The organism is Dyella sp., from assembly GCF_035486915.1.
Taxonomy (GTDB): domain Bacteria; phylum Pseudomonadota; class Gammaproteobacteria; order Xanthomonadales; family Rhodanobacteraceae; genus Dyella_B.
On record NZ_DATHMR010000204.1, the window covers coordinates 17,204 to 35,779 of the forward strand.

The 18,576-nt window shown below is 61.6% G+C and carries 13 protein-coding genes; 5 read left to right on the forward strand and 8 right to left on the reverse strand.

What is annotated here, in order from left to right:
• Positions 1 to 30: 30 nt before the first annotated feature.
• The 3 genes from VK725_RS16985 (at position 31) to VK725_RS16995 (ending at position 2,787) form a co-directional block, all read left to right on the forward strand.
• Positions 31 to 1,050, forward strand: coding sequence for an aldo/keto reductase (locus VK725_RS16985; RefSeq protein WP_325319245.1), 1,020 nt, complete (start codon positions 31 to 33; stop codon positions 1,048 to 1,050).
• A complete protein-coding gene (locus VK725_RS16990) occupies positions 1,050 to 1,757 on the forward strand; it encodes an SRPBCC family protein (protein ID WP_325319290.1) in 708 nt (235 codons plus the stop codon). The genes VK725_RS16985 and VK725_RS16990 overlap by 1 nt, the downstream gene beginning before the upstream one ends.
• Before the next feature lie 166 nt (positions 1,758 to 1,923).
• On the forward strand, positions 1,924 to 2,787 hold the full coding sequence (locus VK725_RS16995) for an NmrA family NAD(P)-binding protein (RefSeq protein WP_325319246.1): 864 nt from the start codon (positions 1,924 to 1,926) through the stop codon (positions 2,785 to 2,787).
• A 223-nt stretch (positions 2,788 to 3,010) separates the two neighbouring features.
• Here VK725_RS16995 and VK725_RS17000 read toward each other — a convergent pair whose 3' ends face one another.
• From VK725_RS17000 to VK725_RS17010, 3 genes are read right to left on the reverse strand one after another with little or no spacing between them, the layout of a single operon-like run.
• The gene (locus VK725_RS17000) at positions 3,011 to 3,868 is read right to left on the reverse strand and encodes an aldose epimerase (protein ID WP_325319247.1); all 858 of its coding nucleotides are present in this window, start codon (positions 3,866 to 3,868) and stop codon (positions 3,011 to 3,013) included.
• Positions 3,858 to 4,874, reverse strand: a complete 1,017-nt coding sequence (locus VK725_RS17005; RefSeq protein ID WP_325319248.1) for a glycoside hydrolase family 43 protein — start codon at positions 4,872 to 4,874, stop codon at positions 3,858 to 3,860. Before VK725_RS17005 ends, VK725_RS17000 begins: the two co-directional genes overlap by 11 nt.
• Before the next feature lie 27 nt (positions 4,875 to 4,901).
• Positions 4,902 to 6,386 carry an MFS transporter gene (locus tag VK725_RS17010; protein ID WP_325319249.1) on the reverse strand — a complete coding sequence of 495 codons (1,485 nt, stop codon included), beginning with the start codon at positions 6,384 to 6,386 and terminating at the stop codon, positions 4,902 to 4,904.
• A 354-nt stretch (positions 6,387 to 6,740) separates the two neighbouring features.
• On the opposite strand from VK725_RS17010, the gene VK725_RS17015 reads away from it, so the two are divergent.
• Positions 6,741 to 7,727, forward strand: coding sequence for an endo-1,4-beta-xylanase (locus tag VK725_RS17015; RefSeq protein WP_414648525.1), 987 nt, complete (start codon positions 6,741 to 6,743; stop codon positions 7,725 to 7,727).
• Between the two features lie 15 nt (positions 7,728 to 7,742).
• On the opposite strand, the gene VK725_RS17020 is transcribed toward VK725_RS17015, so the two are convergent.
• Together VK725_RS17020 and VK725_RS17025 are read right to left on the reverse strand one after the other, a co-directional pair.
• Complete coding sequence (locus VK725_RS17020) at positions 7,743 to 10,415, reverse strand: glycoside hydrolase family 3 protein (RefSeq protein WP_325319250.1); 2,673 nt, start codon at positions 10,413 to 10,415, stop codon at positions 7,743 to 7,745.
• Between the two features lie 16 nt (positions 10,416 to 10,431).
• Positions 10,432 to 12,444 carry a sialate O-acetylesterase gene (locus VK725_RS17025; protein ID WP_325319251.1) on the reverse strand — a complete coding sequence of 671 codons (2,013 nt, stop codon included), beginning with the start codon at positions 12,442 to 12,444 and terminating at the stop codon, positions 10,432 to 10,434.
• A gap of 161 nt (positions 12,445 to 12,605) precedes the next feature.
• On the opposite strand from VK725_RS17025, the gene VK725_RS17030 reads away from it, so the two are divergent.
• Entirely contained in the window at positions 12,606 to 13,688 is a 1,083-nt protein-coding gene (locus VK725_RS17030) for a LacI family DNA-binding transcriptional regulator (RefSeq protein ID WP_325319252.1), read from the forward strand.
• A gap of 3 nt (positions 13,689 to 13,691) precedes the next feature.
• Here VK725_RS17030 and VK725_RS17035 read toward each other — a convergent pair whose 3' ends face one another.
• The 3 genes from VK725_RS17035 to xylB form a co-directional block, all read right to left on the reverse strand.
• On the reverse strand, positions 13,692 to 15,131 hold the full coding sequence (locus VK725_RS17035) for a sugar porter family MFS transporter (protein ID WP_325319253.1): 1,440 nt from the start codon (positions 15,129 to 15,131) through the stop codon (positions 13,692 to 13,694).
• Positions 15,132 to 15,275: 144 nt separating this feature from the next.
• Positions 15,276 to 16,607, reverse strand: coding sequence for a xylose isomerase (gene xylA / locus VK725_RS17040; protein ID WP_325319254.1), 1,332 nt, complete (start codon positions 16,605 to 16,607; stop codon positions 15,276 to 15,278).
• Positions 16,608 to 16,664: 57 nt separating this feature from the next.
• Complete coding sequence (gene xylB / locus VK725_RS17045) at positions 16,665 to 18,176, reverse strand: xylulokinase (protein ID WP_325319255.1); 1,512 nt, start codon at positions 18,174 to 18,176, stop codon at positions 16,665 to 16,667.
• Positions 18,177 to 18,576 lie beyond the last annotated feature (400 nt).

Sequence of the window (18,576 nt, forward strand, 5' to 3'; positions counted from 1 at the left end):
ACCGTCGTCGATCCACACAGGAGCCAGGTGATGAACTACTGCACATTCGGCCGTTCTGGCCTAAGAGTTTCCCGTCTCGCACTTGGCGCCATGACCTTTGGAGCGGGTAGCGGTATCTGGGAGTCGATTGCCGGCCTCGATCGTGGACAGGCCACCCGCCTGGTCGGTCTTGCTGTAGACCAAGGGGTGAATCTGATCGACACGGCGGATGCCTACTCGCAAGGGCAATCCGAACAAGTGGTCGGGCAAGTGCTCGCCGACTTAAGTCTCGATGAAACACGCATGCTCGTTGCGACCAAAGTGCGCCTTCGAACCGGTCCCGGGCCAAACCAGGTTGGACTTGGCCGCTCGCATATCCTGCGCACGGTGGAGACGAGCCTCAAGCGCCTCGGCCGCGACCACATCGACCTGATGCAACTTCATGATCGCGATGCGCTGACGCCGCTGGACGAAACATTGCGCGCACTCGACGACCTGGTCAGCCAAGGCAAGGTCCGCCACATCGGCGTGTGCAATTTCAGCGCCGCCGAACTCGAGCGCGCCCACGCCGTCACTTCGCACGCGCACTGGGCGCACATCACCAGCAACCAAGTGCACTACTCGCTTGCGGCGCGTGACATCGAACACGACATTGCTGCGGTGGCGCAGCAGAACAATGTGGCGCTGATGATTTGGAGTCCGCTGTCGGGTGGCTATCTCAGCGGGAAGTACACCGCGCAGGATGGTCAAGTTGCAAAGGGGCGTCGCACGAATCTCAACTTTCCGCCGATCAATCCGCAGAAGGTAGATCCCATCGTGTACGAACTGCGCGCCGTCGCCCAGGCCATGGGTACAACACCCGCGCAAGTTGCTCTGGCCTGGTTGCTGGGACGCGATGAAGTCGCCACCGTGATAGTCGGTGCGAGTTCCGAATCGCAACTCTCGGCCAATTTGCAGGCGGCGGAACGGATGTTGTCGCCGGAGCATCGTCAACGGCTGAACGATGTATCCCAGCCTGATGTGCCCTATCCGTACTGGATGCAGCGCTTCCACGACAAGGATCGCGCGTGATGCGCCGTACGCCAATCCATGATGAATATGCCCAGTCCAGCCATAGGGAGAGCTCCATGAGCGCGCAACGAAGAGTTCGCAACACGATCCAGCTTTTCGGTTTCGCAGCGCTACTGTTTGCCGTTTCTTCTTGGAGCGGTATGACCCCTGCGCAAACTGTTGCGGCCCCGCAAGCCGGTTCGGCAGCGACCACGAAGATCGCTGGAAGCATGAAAGAAGATCTTAAAAACCGCTCGCGCGATATTCATTGGCCAACGGGGTTCGATCCTGAAAAGGCCGACCTGTTCTCGCATAACGAGCTTGTCATCCACGCATCGTGCGAGCGCGTGTGGAAACACATCGTTGACGCGGACAAATGGCCTCAGTGGTATCCCAATTCGAAAGATGTCCACATCGTCGGCAATAGCCCTGTTCTCGCGCAAGGCACGGTCTTTCGCTGGACGACGTTCGGGCTGCCACTGGAAAGTAAAATCAACGAGTACGTGCCGACTACGCGGATCGGCTGGTACGGCTATGCGCCGGGTGCCGCGCCCACGTTCTACCACACCTGGTATCTCACGCCCGCGGGCGACGCTTGCGACGTTGTTATGGATGAAGTTGGGAAAGGCGCTGATGCTGCCTACCTGCGTGAGACCGATGAGAGCATGATGCACCGTGGCCATGATCTTTGGCTGGCCACGTTGAAATGGGTCTCTGAAGGGCCCTGAGTCTCACCCGCGCCTGGCCGACCAGGCAGCTTGATGTAGCAGGAATGACCTTCGCCAAGTTTGGTGCAAACGCGATGGCCGGATAGGCCATCCCGCAAGGTCTCTCCCTCGTGCAGTGCCGTCGTGCGCATCTGCACCACACGCAACAATGAGTAGGAGTGAATCTATGTATGTCATTACAGGAATCACTGGTCGAGTCGGCGGTCAAGCCGCTCGTGTGCTGCGCGGCGCCGGTCTGCCGGTTCGCGGCGTCATGCGCGATCAGAGCAAAGCTGCTGCCTGGGCCGCGCACGGCTGCGAGATCGCATTGGCGGACACAACCGATGCAGCGGCACTGATCAAAGCATTCGAGGGTGCCAACGGCGTATTCGTGATGCTGCCACCGATATTCGATCCAAAGCCCGGCTTTGTCGAAGCACTCCCGATGGTGGCAGCGCTAGCTACGGCGCTCGATGCGACACGCCCAGCGAAAACCGTTTGCTTATCGACGATCGGTGCTCAGGCGAAACAGCCCAATCTCCTCAACGTGCTTGGTATTCTGGAACAAGCACTCAGCTCGTTGCCGATTCCGATCGCCTTCCTTCGTGCTGCATGGTTCATGGAAAACGCGGCAGCGGACATCGCGTCGGCACGGGATCGTGGTGTGATCGACAGCTATCTGCTGCCGCTCGACAAACCCGTTCCCATGGTGGCGACATCCGACATAGGTCGTGTCGCAGCGGAGCTGCTGCAGGAGCGATGGAGCGGTCGACGCATCGTCGATTTGGAAGGGCCGCGTCGCGTCACTCCGCATGATGTCGCTGCAACCTTCGCAAAATTGCTCGGTCGTCCGGTGCATGCGCAAGCCGTGCCTCGCGAGGAGTGGGAGAAACGCTTCATTGCACAAGGAATGAAAAATCCGACACCGCGCATGCAGATGCTCGACGGTTTCAACGAGGGCTGGATTGAGTTCGAGAACGGCGAGGCCGGCTCACGCAAGGGAGCCGTGTCCCTGGACGCAGCACTCAAATCACTAATCGAGAGGGAATGAAGCGACGCGCGTCAATCACGTCATCGTCGCGCACGTCGTGTAAGCGATCGACCGATTAGCCCACTGCCAAGCAGCGTGCTGGACGTCGCGTCTGCGCTCATTGAGAACAATCGCAATGACGTCCAAGGCAGATCGGAGAAATCACGGACCATGTTCTTTGCTTGTCGTCACGCGCGATGTGCCTGCTGTGCACCTCCCGTCGAACGCGCATCGACTGATCTCTTCAGGGCTTTTTTGCTTTAGCGTCGCTCGCCAACCATTCAAGCGTGAACCATGCCGACGTCGTTTCGCCCGGTGCGAGGACGGCTGGATTGAGGTTAAAAGTGTCGGGAGCCCCGCTTTGTGGTTCCACACAAGTAGTTTGTGCCGGTTCGTCGTAAACCACCCAGTGATCGCAGTCGGATGCGAGTCGCAGCGTTTGTCCCGCGCGATGCAACAGCACCGGGCGCGTGTTGATGAAACAGTCGTCCCATGGACCAGGCGATGGCGGTTGCAGCGGGTGCACGGCGATGCCGTCGGCATCGCGCGGATAGGCCGCGTCGGGCTGAAAGTCGATGGTGTCTGGCTTGAGGAACCATGGGTGCCAGCCAAGCACGGGTTTTGGCGCGGCTTGCGTGCCGGCGCTAACAGTGAGCTCCAATCGCAGCGTGCGGCCTTCCGTCGTGATGCACTGGCGTGCAGTGCCGCCGAAGGGCCAGTGCTCGTCGGTGGGCAGTGCAAGTACCAATTCAACCTGCCGCGGAGTGTGCGCCACCACCTGCCACGGCAAGACGAAGCCGATGCCGTGAATGGCGTGAGAGCCCAGGTTGATCGGCAGTTGGTAGTCCTGTCCGCCGAAACGGAAGCGGCCATGCCGGATGCGCCCAGCCCACGGCAGCATGGGATAACTGCCCCAAGCGATGGCGGCGGCGTTCGCTTCGCCGTAGCCGGCCAGCCATGCGACGCCTTCGCACATGATCTGCGCGATGCGGCCACCGGCATGCGGAGCGATGGTCACCGCCAACGCGTCGTTGCCGATGTGGATCAACTCGCCGGGCGGCAGCGGTTGTTGCGCAGCATCGAGTTCCACGTCACTTGCCATAAGGATGCAGCGTGAGGATGCGGCCGTCCTCGTCGTAGCGCAATTCGGTGGCCTTGATCGAGCGCAGATGGGTCACGCCGTCGGAAAGCAGCGAGTCGTGGTAGTACAACCACCACTTGCCATCGAATGCCACGATGGAATGGTGCGTGGTCCAACCCACCACCGGTGTGAGGATGACGCCTTGCCAGGTGTACGGGCCATACACGTTGTCGGCGATCGCGTAGCACAGCAAATGGGTGTTGCCGGTGGAATAGGAGAGGTAGTACCTGCCACGGTACTTGTGCAACCACGGCCCCTCGAAATAGCGGCGTGCGTGATCGCCCGCGCGCAACGGTTGACCGTGTTCGTCGAGAATCACGATTTCACGCGGCGGTTCGGCGAACTGCTTCATGTCGTCGCTGAGCCTGGCAATGCGCGGGCCGAGCGCGGGTTCGTTATCCGTTGGTTCCGTATTCGTTTGTGCGTAGGCGTTGTTGCGATAACTCTGCAACTGGCCGCCCCACAGACCGCCGAATGCCATGTAGTGCGCGCCATCTTCGTCGCGCAACACAGCGGGATCGATGGAATAACTGCCGGCTATTGCTTCTGGCTCGGCCTTGAACGGACCCTCGGGCCGGTTGCTCATCGCCACGCCGATCTGAAACAGGCCATCGACGCGCTTGGCCGGGAAGTACAGGTAATACTGGCCGTTTTTATACGCCGCATCCGGCGCCCACATTTGTTTTTCCGCCCATGGCACGTCTTTGACATGCAGGGCCACGCCGCAGTCGACCGCCGCGCTTGTCGGCGTGTCCTGCCGGAAGACGTGGTAGTCCTCCATGCAGAAATGGCTACCGAGATCGTCGAATGGCACGCCGCCCTCGATGTCGTGCGAGGGATAGATGTAGAGCTTGCCTTCGAACACGTGCGCAGAGGGATCGGCCGTGTAGAGGTGCGTCACCAGTGGTTGCGAGATGGCACGCTGGCGGAAGTGGTCGAGTTCGTTGGGACTGGAATCGTCGGACATGTCGGGCGTTCGTCGAGGGATAAATGATTAAGCTGCGGCAGCCTGCACGCGACGCGTGGCCAGTTCCCGCTCGATGCGCGTTTCTGTCGGCTTGTCGATCTTGTAGAGAAACAACAACGCCACGCCGAGCAAGAAGGGAATGGAGCAATACACGCTCACCGCCAGCTTGATGCCGTGCACCGCCGCGGGCGATTGCACGACGTGATCCGGCACGTAGCCGTAGATGGAAAGGATCTGCGCCACCAACGCGCCGCCGATCGAAAGGCCTGCTTTCAGCCCGCATAGAATGGCGGAGAACACGATGGCGGTGGCACGACGGTGGTTTTTCCATTCGGAGTAGTCGGCCACATCCGCCACCATGGCCCACAACAGCGGCGTCGTGATGCCGTAGAAAAAACCGTGCAGCATGTAAGAGACGATCACAAGGCCTACCGACTGCGGCGAATACAGCGCAAACGCCAGCAGGCACAGTGTGGAAAGCAGCAGCGCACCGCCGAACACATCGCGTTTGCCATAGCGCTCGGCCAACCGGCGCGAGAAACCGATGCCGATGATCATGCAAAGGATGCCGCCCGCGCTAAACAGACTGAACGCCGAAGTTGGCGCATCCTTGGGCCACTGAAAACCGGTGAGCCCCACGCTCACCAACAGCGCGTTCAGGCCGGCAATAAAGTGGTTGAAGCCGATGCTTTCGAGGAAGCGCGCCAGATCGTCGCCGTCCAGGTAGTACTTGAAGTAGTACACATACATGCCGCCCTTCAGCGCCAGCGTGACAAACACCAGCACGGTCAGCGCCAGCATGATCTGCCACGGACGATTGGCGGCGAGGTCAGCGAGATCCTGCCGGACACTGGAACCTTGTGCCGCCGTCGATACGACGCGTTCACGCGTCGTGAAAAAGGTAATCAGGAAAAACACCGTCCCCACCACCGCGAACAACGCCATGACGTGCTCGAAACCCTTGGCCTTGTCGCCATGACCAAGAATCAGCACCAGCGGCAGCAGCAGCACCTGGATGATGAACTGCGCAATCATCACGGCAACGAAGCGGTATGACGAAAGACTGTTGCGCTGGTCCATGTTGCCGGTGAGCACGCCGCTCAGCGCGGAATAGGGCAGATTGTTGGCAATGTAGATGCCCATCAGCAGCGTATAGCTGCCAAGCGCATACACCACCTTGCCGTGCTCGCCCAGGTTTGGCGTGCTGAAGGCAAGCAACGCGAACACGCCGAACGGAATCGCCGTCCACAGCAGCCACGGCCTGAATTTGCCCCAGCGCGTGTGCGTGCGATCGGCGACCAAACCCATCACCGGGGTGAACACGAAGGCGCCGAGGAAACCCACCGCGAAAATCACCGTCGCCGCCGTTTCGGCAGGAATGCGATATACATCCGTGTAAAAGAAAGCGAGAAAGCTCACCAGCGTCTGGAAAATCAGGTTGGCAGCGAGGTCGCCGAGGCTGTAGCCGATCTTCTCCATGACGGAGAGTGCTTGCGGTTTGTCGTTGCTCATGCGCGCCGATAATGCCTGTTGGATATCGGTCCGCGCGGATGCGCGGCGCCGGATCTATGCCCCCGTGCGGAGCCATCCGGTCCGCCGCCCTGATCCACGAACTTCCGCAGCCACGAATGGCCGCCAGCTCTGGCGGAACACCAGGAAGGTAGCGCTAACAATCTGGCGCGACACGCTGCATGGCAGCAATTTGCGTCGATCCTTCGGCAACGTGGAAACGCGTCGAGCGCAGCGTGCCGATTGCTGCGTTGCATGTGACATTGGCAGCCGTTGCTGCAATGATTGGTAGCGCTACCATAAATTCGCGGCACGCGTGCTGCCGTTGGACGACGAATCCATGTTCGGGGGAGGATCATGCGTAAGACCATCATGCGTTTGCCTGGCCTGTTGCTGCTGTTGCCGCTCGCGCTTCATGCGCAGCAAGCACCGCTGGCGGCGGGTCGACCGAAGTTTCTGGGCTGTACGTACAGCGCCAAACAAGCACAGGATTTCGCCAACTACTGGAACAAGCTCACGCCGGAAAACGCCGGCAAATGGGGCAGCACGGAGCCGGTGCGCGGCCAGTTCGACTGGACGGCGCTGGACGATGCGTACCACTTCGCCAAATCGCACGGCATCCTGTTTCATCTGCACGTGCTGGTTTGGGGACGGCAGCAGCCGACGTGGATGCTGCACCTGCCGCCGGACGAGCAGCGCAAGGAAATCGAGAAGTGGATGGATGCGGCAGCAGCGCGTTATCCGGATGCGGATTTCGTCGAGGTGGTGAACGAATCGCTGCACCACCCGCCGAGTACGCGTTACAAGGATGGCGGCAATTACCTGCAGGCACTGGGCGGCAAGGGCGCCACCGGCTGGGATTGGGTGCTTACTGCCTTTCGCATGGCACGCACGCGCTTTCCGCACGCCAAACTGCTGATCAACGACTACAGCATCATCAACACGCCCAAGGATACGGCGCGTTACCGTTCGGTCATCGAGCTGTTGCAACACGATCATCTGATCGACGGCATCGGCGTACAGGCGCATGCCTTCGAAACGCACGGCGTGCCTGCGACAACCTTGCGTACCGACCTCGACACGCTGGCCGCCACGGGTTTGCCGATCTACATCACCGAGATGGACATCGACGGTCGCAACGACGCCACGCAGTTGCGCGAATACCAGCGCGTGTTTCCGTTGTTCTGGAACGATCCTGCGGTAAAAGGCATCACGCTGTGGGGATTCCGCCCCGGTTTGTGGCGCGATGCGCAGGGAGCCAATCTTGTCCGCAAGGACGGCAGCGAGCGTCCTGCGCTGGAATGGCTGCGCGGCTATGTGCGTGCAGAGCATCCAGCGCAGTAACGCGCGCTATGTAACTTACAGGTGCACCTCGAACGGTGCGTGCTGGCGGATGTCGGCGCTGGATGCGCCGATTTCCACTTCATAACGTCCCGCATCGACCGCGTAGGCGCGTTTCTGTTCGTCGTAATAATGCAGGTCGCGTGTGGGCGCGATGTCGAAGCTCACGCGCTTGTGCTCGCCGGGCTTCAAGTGGATGCGCGCGAAGCCGCGCAGTTCGCGATTCGCACGTGCGTGTGGCGCATCCAGCGCACGTAAGTAGAGCTGCACCACCTCGTCGCCTTCGCGCGCACCGCTGTTGGTGACATCCACCGAAGCGGTGAATGTTTCGTCGGCACGCAGTCGGTTATTTGTCAGTTGCAACGCCGCATAGGTAAAGCGCGTGTAGGAAAGACCATAGCCAAAGGGATACAGCGGCGTGCCTTTGAAGTAACGGTACGTGCGCCCATCCATTCGGTAGTCGTCGAAAGCGGGTAATGTTTCGTCGGCCTTATAGAAGGTCACCGGCAGGCGGCCTGCCGGATTGATGTTGCCAAACAATGCATCGGCCACCGCCGTGCCACCGCGCTGACCTGGATACCAAGCCATCAGGATCGCCGGTACGTGTTGTTGCGCCCAGTCGACCGCCAGCGCCGAACCGCTGGTGAGCACCAGCACGACGGGCTTACCGGTGGCTTGCAATGCTTCCAGTAATTTCTCCTGCGTGGCGGGCAGGCGCAGGTCGGTGCGGTCGCCGCCGGCAAAGCCTGGGTAGCTCACGTCCATCTGTTCGCCTTCCAGCTCGGCGGTGAGGCCACCGACGAACACGACCACCTCGGCATGGCGCGCTGCGTCCAGTGCTTCGTCGAACGGCGGCTTGGCGTTCGGTAGGTGCCATGCAAGTTGCACGTTGTCGTTCTTATTGTTCTTGGCGTACTCGATGCGCAGGTCGTAAGGCTGGCCGGCTTTGAGATCGAGCTCGGTTTGCGTGGGCGTTTTTGCCGCGTCGCCAACATGCCAGCCATCCAGCACTAGCTTGCCATCGAGGTAGATGCGAAATCCGTCGAGTGCAGCGGCATCCAATGTGTACTGGCCGGAGACGGGCGGCAACAGTTGCCCGCTCCAGCGCACGCTGAAGTTGTTGGTCGACAGCGCTTTTTCAGCCGGCAGTTCGCCTTGCATCACCATGTCATCGGTGGGTGTGGCGTCGTCCCAGCGGAAGTCGATGCCGGCGTCGACGCGGGTGAGCATAGGTGTTGTGTCGAAGCCTTCGCCGCGGAAATATTCGGCCTTCAATCCATGCTCATCGCTGGTAGCCGAAGGACGCAAGTAGGCCGGTGCGATCAGCGTGGCATCGCCATGCCCACCCATGCCTTCCACCAGTTCTGCGCCACTTACGTAGGTGACTTGTGCTTGCGATACCGCTGCGCGGATGCCGGCGAGGATAGTTACCGGTGCTGCAGGCGTGCCGTTGTAGTTACCGAGCAGCGCACGAAGGCTGTCAGCGGTGGGCCCGATCACTGCAATGCGTTTGAGATTGCGCGAGAGAGGCAGCAGACCATCGTTCTTCAGCAGCACCAACGATTCGTCGGCGGTGCGTCGCGCCAGCGCGTCGTGTTCCGGCGACTGGTTCACCGAGTAGGGCAGCTTTGACCACGGCACCATGGCGGGCGGGTCGAACATGCCAAGGCGCATGCGTGCGGTCATCAAACGCGTGACCGATACGTCGATGTCGGCTTCGCTCACCAAGCCCTGATGCACGGCATCGACCAATGCGGCGTAGGTGTTGCCGCAATCGAGGTCATCGCCATGTTTCACCGCCATCGCGGCGGCCTGCCCGGCCGTGCCTACGACCTTGTGATACTTGTAGATGTCTTCCACGGCGTCGCAGTCGGATACGACATAGCCTTTGAAGCCCCAGTCGCGCCGCAGGATGTCTTGTAGCAGACGCTGGCTGGCCGTCGCCGGTTCGCCGTTCACGCGATTGTAGGCACCCATCACCGCATCCACCTGCCCTTGCTGCACGAGTGCCTGGAAGGCGGGCAGGTAGGTTTCGTAAAGATCGCGCTCGGAAGGATGTACGTCGAAGTGATGGCGCGTGGATTCCGGCCCGCTATGTACGGCGTAATGCTTGGCGGTGGCATCGAGCTTGCGATACCGCGCATCGTCGCCTTGCATACCGCGAACGAAAGCCACGCCCATGCGCGCGGTGAGGTAGGGATCTTCGCCATAGGTTTCTTGTCCGCGGCCCCAGCGCGGGTCGCGGAATATGTTGATATTGGGCGACCAGAAGGTGAGCCCTTGGTAGCGATCATGCATACCTTCGCGTTGGAACTGGTTGTATTTGGCGCGCGCCTCGTCGCTGATGGCGTTGGCTTCCACACCGAGCAGCGTTGGGTCGAAGGTGGCGGCCAGACCGATCGCTTGGGGGAACACCGTTGCCTGTCCCGCACGCGCCACGCCGTGCAGACCCTCGCTCCACCAGTTGTAGGCGGGGACACCGAGGCGTGGGATCGCCGGTGCACTGTTCTGCATCTGCGCGACTTTTTCCTCCAACGTCATCTGCGCCACGAGTTCGGCGGCGCGTTGCTCGAAGCTTTGGTGGGTGTCTAGCCACGGCGCGTGTTTTGGCAAAGTGCTTTGCGCAGCAGCCGACACAGCAAGCGTTGTCAGCAAGAAGGCAAATGTGCGGGAAAGTGTCTTAGTGCTCATGGGATTCATTCGGGAATCAATGCGTGACAGACAAGTCGAGCTGGAATGGGCCAGCTGGCAAGCCGGCTTCGTCGTAAAGATTGACGAGCGGGCTGTCGGCCCACGCGTAACGCACGCGCGTGGCAGCGGGCACCGGGGCACGCAGGATCACTTCATGATCGTTGCGAATCTCCGCGTGTGCATAACGGCAGCTGTCGTCTTGGGCGCCGCATAGTTCGAAGCCGAGCAAATCATCGCCGCCGTGGGCAACCAGCTTGCCACTGATATCGCCGAAGCCGACGATGACGGCATCGCCTTCATGCTTGGCCGAAAGCGGGACGGGACCGGATGGCGCGAGCGCTTCGCCATACACCACGTGACGCGCCGCGTACGCCAGACGGCGGCCGAGTTCCTGTTTGTTCGCAGGGTGGATGTCGCTGTGCTCGCCGATGTCGATGGTGATGGCGATGCCGCTGTGCGAGTCCTCCTGCGCAACCAGCCGCTGCGCTTCGCGCAATTGAGCCGTGCCACTTACGACCGGATGCGTGGGCACGGCGCCGTAGTTGGCCAGTTGCACGATCAGCAGCGGCAAATCGGCGCCGAAGCGCGTGCGAAACTCATCGCGCAGGGCTTCCAGCAGCTTGCGATAACTGCCCGCTTCGCCGGTGTTGGATTCACCCTGGTACCACAAGGCGCCGCGCAGGCCGTAATGGCCGAGCGGCGCGATCATGCCGTTGTAAAGCGTGGTTTTGCCCGAAGCCGACAGCCACGGCGCCAACGGCGGCGTGCCCGCCGCGAGCGGCACCTTGCGGTACTGCCAACCAGCATCGTCGAGCGGCACGGACGAACCGTCTTCAAAATGCAAGGCACGCGTCGAGGCCGGCCCGATGATGCCGCCACCGGCATAGGTGTTGAGTGCGTTGACCACGATCACGTTGTCGCCCGCGTGCAATAACCCGTTGGACAATGTGTAGTGGCGATCCGCGCCGCCGTAACTGCTGCCGACACCGCGGCCGTTCACCCAGGTTTCGTCGACTTCGTCGACGTTGCCAAGCCACAGCGTCGTGGCCTGGGCGGCCTGCGCAGCGGTGAGCTTGACGGTGGTGCGATACCACAACATGCCGTTGAAGCTGGCCAGTTCCGGCAAACCCCATTGCTGGTAGTCGCCCATGGCGTGCGGTGCTTCGCGCCAACCGGTGGTCGAGGCGCCTGGCAGCCACGGTTCGTCGCCGACTGCGGGCTCGCCCTTCGCTGTGTCGGGTAGCGCGCGCCACCACTTGGCCCACATCTCGCCCCATTTTGCGTTGGCACCCTGTGGATCGCGGGCGTATTGCGCGAGTACATCCAGCGCCTCGTTGTTGCCGCCGGCTTTGCGCAGCGAGGCGGCGTCCAGCCACGCCTCGATGCGCGAGCCGCCGAGCGATGCGTTGATCAGGCCTAGGGGCACCTTTTCCGTCTTCTGCAATTCGCGCGCGAAGTAGTAACAGGCCGCGGAGAAATTCGGCACGTTGGCCGAAGTGGCCGGCAGCCACGGCGCAGCTCCGTTAAAGCCTTCCTGCGGAGCGGGCGTGGCCGTTTGCGGCACACGCAACATGCGGATCGAATCGTTGTGCGCCTCGCCGATTTCACCGTCCGCGTTCAACGTGCGGCGTACCGGCAGTTCCATGTTCGACTGCCCGCTGCATAGCCATACGTCGCCGATCAGAATATCGCTGGCCATTTGCGTGGTCGTGCCCGAATGCACCTGCAGCGTGTACGGCCCCCCAGCTTTCTGCACAGGCAATCGCGCTTGCCAGTCGCCGTGCTTGTCGGCACGAGCGGTGACATGCGCGCCGGCGAAATCGAGTTGAACCTGCGCGCCGGGTTGCGCATGGCCCCACACCGGGATGGGACGGTCGCGTTGCAGCACCGCGTGATCCTGGAAGACGGGCGCCAGCAAGGCAACGTTGTCGTCGGCAGCCTGTGCACCGGTGGCGAGGCACAACAGAGCAAGCAGCAAAGCAGTGTGCGGCTGACTGTTCAAAACGTTCGGCAGGATGAACTTCACCATGCGTTGTATCCCGGTGTGAGAGGAAAGGAGATGGGTCTGGTGGTCGCCAAGCGAATACGCAGAGGGTGCAAAGTATGCTGGCGGAGGCACGTTGATGCTGGTATCGCTACCACCGCGCCGGCATTTATGTGCAGAATGATGCGGAGCATCAAGAGCGACGCATGTCCACACATCGCTTCAGGAAAAGCCTCTTGCAGAAGCCCGCAAAGAAATCGGTACGCCGCAAAGGTCACGCCGTCACGATTGGCGAGGTAGCCAAGCGCGCCGGCGTTTCGCCCATGACGGTGTCGCGTGTGGTCAACGGCACCGGCAACGTGCGCGACTCCACGCGCGAACGCGTGAAGCGCGTGGTGAACGACCTTGGCTATACGCCCAACCTCGCTGCCAGTGCGCTGGCGACGGCGCAGGGCACGCGCATAGCGCTGATCTATTCCAATCCCAGTACGGCCTACCTGAGCGAATTGCTGGTCGGCGCGATGCGTGGCGTCACGCGCTCGGCGGCGCAACTGGTGATCGAGGCATGGAGCGAACGCGAGCCCGATGCCGAGCGCGTCGCTGCGCGCGCGCTGGCGCGCAGTGTGTCCGGCGTAATCCTGCCGCCGCCGTTGTGCGAGTCGGACGTGGTGGTGGCCGAACTTGTGCGTGCTGGCGTGCCGGTGGTGGCGATCGCTTCGGGTCGCCCGCGTGCAGGCGTTTCCAGCGTGCGCATCGACGATTTCCATGCCAGTCGCGAGATGGCGGCTTACCTCATCGGCAAAGGCCATGCGCGCATCGGTTACATCAAAGGCGACCCCAACCAGACGGCCAGCCAGTTGCGTTACGAGGGTTTCCTCGCCGCGCTGCACGATGCCGGCATCAAACCGGATCGCACGCTGGTGCAACAAGGCCGGTTCACCTATCGCTCCGGCCTGCGTGCCGGTGAAAAGCTGCTTGCGCAGCGCAAGCCGCCCAGCGCGATCATTGCGAGCAACGACGACATGGCCGCTGCCGTCGTTTCGGTGGCGCACCGGCGCGGGTTGGATGTGCCGGGCGACCTTTCCGTTGTGGGCTTCGACGACACTTCCGCCGCCACCACCGTGTGGCCGGAGCTGACCACGATCCGTCAGCCGATCGCGGCGATGGCCGATTCGGCGATCGACATCCTGCTGCGCGCGATTCGCGGCAAGGAGGATGCGAAGGTCATGGTGGATCACATGGTTGCGCATGTGCTGGTCAAGCGAGGCTCGGTAGCTGCACCGGAGTAAGCCTCAGCCTTCCATTTGCTCCAGTTCCTTGCCGCGCGTTTCGTGCACCCAGCGCGACACGAAAAACACCGATAGCGCCGCCGCCACGGTGTAAATGCCATAGGCGCCGGCAAGGCCGATGCCGGCCAACAACACCGGAAACGTAACAGTGATCAGGAAGTTGGACGACCACTGCGCCGCGCCCGCGACCGCGAGCCCTGAGCCGCGGATCTGATTGGGGAACATCTCGCCCAGCATGACCCACATCACCGGACCCCAGGAAAGATTGAAAAAGCACACGTAGGCGTTGGCAGCGACGAGCGCCAATTTGCCCATGCCAGGAGAGAGCGCCAGCTTGCCGGCGGCATCCAACGAGGCGCTGGCGAAAGCCACTGTCACCAGGGCGAGCGTGATCGCCATGCCCAACGAACCGATCCACAGCAGCGGTTTTCGACCAATACGATCGATCAGGAAAATGGTGACGATGCAGGCGCCGATGGACAGCGCGCCGGAGATCACGTTGATCAGCAGCGCATCGCTCTCGGAAAACCCCACCGCCTGCCACAGCACCGCGCCGTAGTAGAACACCACGTTGATGCCCACCAGTTGCTGGAAAGTGGCAAGGCCGATGCCCACCCACACGATGGTGCGTAGCTTGCCTTTGGTCTTGTCGATGAGATCGGAGAGCTGCGGGCGATGATGGTCGGTGGATAACGAAGCATCGATCTCGTCGAGCTTGATCGAAGCCGCTGCATGGCCATACAGCTTGGCGAGCACCGCAAGTGCATCTTGCTGGCGCTTCTTCACTACCAGGAAGCGCGGGCTTTCGGGAATCGTCAGCAACAGCAGCAGGAATGCCGCCGAAGGAATCGCCTGCATCCAGAACATCCAGCGCCATGCGGCCTGGCCGAGCCACAGCGGTTCGGTGGATGCGCCGGCTGCGTGCGCCAGCAGATAGTTACTGAGGAAGGCGCAGAACAGCCCGCTGATGATGGCGATTTGCTGCATCGTGGCGAGTCGTCCGCGGTAGCGCGCCGAGGCGACTTCCGCGATATAGGCCGGTGACATCACGCTGGCAGCACCCACCGCGATGCCACCGATCACGCGTGCCATCACAAAGAAAATAGCGTTGCCGGCCGCGCCTGCTCCCGTCGCGGAAAGCAAAAACAGCGCGGCTGCAACGATCAGTACCGAGCGTCGCCCCCAACGGTCGCCCAATCGGCCGGCGAAGAAAGCACCGAATGCGCAACCCAAAAGCATGGAGGCGACTTCGAAACCCACGCCCGCCGAGCTGGATTGGAACGTCTGCTTCAGTCCATCGACCGTGCCATTGATCACGCCGCTATCGAAGCCGAACAGAAAGCCGCCGATGGTCGCCACGCAACTGATGAGGATGATGAAGCGTGTGTTCTCCGTACCGTCGTTGTCGACGTCAGCGGCAGGAGCGAGCGTGGTGCCGTGCATGTACTTCCCCTCAGTTGCGGCGCAGTGGATTCACTGCGCGCTGGTCTCGCCTGGTTGAATCGGTGCCCACCCCCGTGGGCGTTTGGACTTTCAGATGCGATACCGCAGCGCGGCGGTATCGCATCGTTCCCGGTCTTACAGTGCTTAACGCACCAGATACTGGTTCAGCAGATTTTCGTAGCGTTCCTGCTTGCCACTGATCTGTTTCGGCTCACCGCTCGATGCCGCCAGTGCGGTGAGATCGGTGAGCTTGAGCTTGCCCTCTTCGAAGTTCTTGCCGGCACCACCGTCGAAGCTGGCGTAGCGCTCCTTGCGCCATTGTTCCCATGGCGACTTCGTGAGCAGCGCGTGCGCCACTTCCAAGCCGCGCGCGAACGCATCCATGCCGCCGATGTGCGCGAGGAACAAATCATCCAGGTCGGTGGACTCGCGGCGTACCTTCGCATCGAAGTTCAGACCGCCCTGCAAGCCGCCCTGACGCAGCACCACCAGCATCGCGCCCACGGTGTCGTACAGATCGCTGGGGAACTGATCGGTGTCCCAGCCATTCTGCGCATTGCCGCGATTGGCGTCGATGCTGCCGAGCAGGCCGTGATCGGAGGCCACCTGCAGATCGTGTTCGAACGTGTGACCCGCCAGCGTCGCGTGGTTGGCTTCGATGTTGAGCTTGAAGTCTTTCTCAAGGCCATGCTTGAGCAGGAAGCCAGCGACTGTGCCGCTGTCGAAGTCGTACTGATGCTTCATCGGCTCCATCGGCTTGGGCTCGATCAGGAAGTTGCCCTTCAAGCCGATGCTGCGGCCGTAGTCGCGCGCCATCGTCAAGAAACGCGCGAAGTGTTCGATCTCGCGCTTCATGTTGGTGTTGTGCAGGCTGGCATAGCCTTCGCGACCGCCCCAGAACACGTAGTGCTCACCGCCCAATTCCACGGTGGCGTCGAGCGCGTTTTTCACTTGCACGGCGGCGCGCGTTACTACGTTGAAATCCGGATTGGTCGAAGCGCCATTCATGTAGCGCGGGTGCGAGAACAGATTGGCGGTGCCCCAAAGCAGCTTCACGCCGGTGGCTTGCTGGCGTTCTTTCGCCATCGCAACCATGTGCTTGAGGTTTTTCTCGTACTCGCCGATGTCGTCGGCGTCCGGCGAAAGATCGATGTCGTGGAAGCACCAGTACGGCACGCCCAGCTTGGAGAAAAACTCGAATGCAGCGTCCACTTTCGCCTCGGCGGTAGCCAGCGGCGTAGCGGCTGCCCACGGGAAATGGCGGGTGCCGGGACCGAATGGATCGTGGCCAGCGTTGCAGAACGTATGCCAGTAACACACGGCGAAGCGCAGGTGCTCGGCCATTGTCTTGTCGCCAATCTTCTTGTTGGCGTCGTAATGCTTGAAGGCCAGCGGGTTGTCCGAGTCGCGGCCTTCGAACGTGATCTTGCCGATGCCGGGGAAATATTCGCGCTTGCCGATGAAGGGGGTACTCATGCTGAAAATCCTGTCGATGGCCGATATGTGGTGGCTGGAGGAAAAAGAAGAGGCGGATCAGCCAGACGCAGGCTGACGCTCCGCATACAAAGCTTTGGCGCCATCGAGATGACGCAGGAACTGTCGATAGGCCGGCCGGTAAGCCGCGACGGCCTGCGCGTCGGGATAGGTGGCAAGCGCGGTGTTGAGTTGCACGTGTTCGCGAGCGATGGCAGCGAGATCGGCGCTGGCATTGCCGGTTTTCTCCAGCGCCCACAGCGCCTGCAACGCGGCACCCAGTGCAGCGCCTTCGGCCTGCGCGGGGACTTCTACCGGCAGCGCGAACACATCGGCGATCATTTGCCGCCATACGGCGCTTTGGCTGCCGCCGCCGGTAAGGCGGATCGCATCGAATCCCATGCCGGCTGCCTGCAACAGGTCGTAGCCGTTGCGCAGTGCATACGTGGCGCCTTCCATCGCGGCGCGGTAGACGTTGGCGCGGGTGAAGTTGTTCAGATCGAGGTTGAACAGACCGCCGCGCGCAAGCGGCAGATCGGGTGTGCGTTCGCCGTTGAAGAACGGCAGCATCACCAGGCCATTCGCGCCGGGCGTGGTCTCGGCCATGACCGTATCGCCGTCGCGCGTGCTGAAGCCGAACGCTTTGGCGACCGCCTCGGTGGCGACCGTGCAGTTCATCGTGCAGATGAGCGGCAGCCAGCCGCCGGTGGATGAGCAGAACGCAGCCCATCCGCCTGCTTCGTCCACGATCGGTTGCGCGGCATAGGCGAACAACGTGCCGGAGGTGCCAAGGCTCATGCTTAGCACACCAGGCGTCACGTTGCCGGTGCCGATGGCGGCCATCATGTTGTCGCCACCGCCGGCGGAGACACGCACGTTACGCGGCAGGCCCAATTCCTCCGCGATGATTGGCGAGAGGGTGAAACTGGCATCGGCCGCAACCAGCGGTGGCAGCAACGCGGACAAATCGCGCTGAGCGTCCGTGGCGGCAAGCAGCGGTTTGCACCATTGGCGCGTGCGCACATCCAGCCAGCCGGTGCCGGAGGCGTCGCCGTATTCCATCCAACGCTCGCCGGTGAGCCAGAAGTTTACGTAGTCGTGCGGCAGCAGGATGCTGGCCAGCCGCGCATAAGCTTCCGGACGGTGCTTGCGTGTCCATGGCAGCTTGGATGCGGTATAGCCGGCGAGAATGGGATTGCCGGCCAGCTGCACGCACTGCTGCGCGCCGCCGACCCCGTCCATGATTTCCGCGCACTCGGCTTGCGTGCTGGTGTCGCACCACAGCTTGGCGGGCGCCAGCACCTTGCCGTCCGCGTCCAGCGGTACGAAGCCGTGCTGCTGGCCCGACACGCCGATAGCCGCCACCCGCTTGCGCAGGGTGGGATCGAGTTTGGCGAAGCAGGCGCGGATCGCCTCGATCCACCATTCCGGATGCTGCTCGCGGCTACCGTCGTCGCGGGCAATCAGTTCCAATGCCTGCCCATGTGTGGCCAATACGCGGCGATCGGCCGGGTCGTAGACGACCAGCTTCACGCTTTGGGTGCCGGCATCGATACCGACGACAAGACTCATAGAGGGTTATCCGTAACTAAAAAAGTGTTAGCGCTACCAAAAAAACTAAATGAAACACGCCAAGCTGGCAAGGAGACGATGCATGCTCGCGGTTTACTAATTGGGGTGGAACACGTCATGCCGCGATGCGGAACGATCTGCGCACAAACGTTATGCCTCGCTGTGGCGCGAGTTTTTGCATCACAACAAATTCGTGTTTTACGCGATGCGCGAACGAAGCGAAGCGCATTTCATTGCGGCAAACGCAAATGAAGAAACATCAACGTGCGCCTGCAATTTCGTAATTGTCTGATCTCGTGCCATCCGATTCACTACGCAAACGCTGGAAGGGGCAGATATGTGGAATGCGTCTCATAAGGTTCCACGTCGAGTCCAGCGTAAACATCAAAAAACATCAAAA

What these genes read in the sequence shown, in the direction of transcription:
- VK725_RS16990 (WP_325319290.1), top strand. Translation starts at nt 1,050, where the DNA reads ATGCGCCGTACGCCAATCCATGATGAATATGCCCAGTCCAGCCATAGG.
- VK725_RS17010 (WP_325319249.1), bottom strand. Translation starts at nt 6,386, where the DNA reads ATGAGCAACGACAAACCGCAAGCACTCTCCGTCATGGAGAAGATCGGC.
- VK725_RS17000 (WP_325319247.1), bottom strand. Translation starts at nt 3,868, where the DNA reads ATGGCAAGTGACGTGGAACTCGATGCTGCGCAACAACCGCTGCCGCCC.
- VK725_RS17020 (WP_325319250.1), bottom strand. Translation starts at nt 10,415, where the DNA reads ATGAGCACTAAGACACTTTCCCGCACATTTGCCTTCTTGCTGACAACG.
- VK725_RS16995 (WP_325319246.1), top strand. Translation starts at nt 1,924, where the DNA reads ATGTATGTCATTACAGGAATCACTGGTCGAGTCGGCGGTCAAGCCGCT.
- xylB (WP_325319255.1), bottom strand. Translation starts at nt 18,176, where the DNA reads ATGAGTCTTGTCGTCGGTATCGATGCCGGCACCCAAAGCGTGAAGCTG.
- VK725_RS17025 (WP_325319251.1), bottom strand. Translation starts at nt 12,444, where the DNA reads ATGGTGAAGTTCATCCTGCCGAACGTTTTGAACAGTCAGCCGCACACT.
- VK725_RS17030 (WP_325319252.1), top strand. Translation starts at nt 12,606, where the DNA reads ATGTCCACACATCGCTTCAGGAAAAGCCTCTTGCAGAAGCCCGCAAAG.
- VK725_RS17035 (WP_325319253.1), bottom strand. Translation starts at nt 15,131, where the DNA reads ATGCACGGCACCACGCTCGCTCCTGCCGCTGACGTCGACAACGACGGT.
- VK725_RS17015 (WP_414648525.1), top strand. Translation starts at nt 6,741, where the DNA reads ATGCGTAAGACCATCATGCGTTTGCCTGGCCTGTTGCTGCTGTTGCCG.
- xylA (WP_325319254.1), bottom strand. Translation starts at nt 16,607, where the DNA reads ATGAGTACCCCCTTCATCGGCAAGCGCGAATATTTCCCCGGCATCGGC.
- VK725_RS17005 (WP_325319248.1), bottom strand. Translation starts at nt 4,874, where the DNA reads ATGTCCGACGATTCCAGTCCCAACGAACTCGACCACTTCCGCCAGCGT.
- VK725_RS16985 (WP_325319245.1), top strand. Translation starts at nt 31, where the DNA reads ATGAACTACTGCACATTCGGCCGTTCTGGCCTAAGAGTTTCCCGTCTC.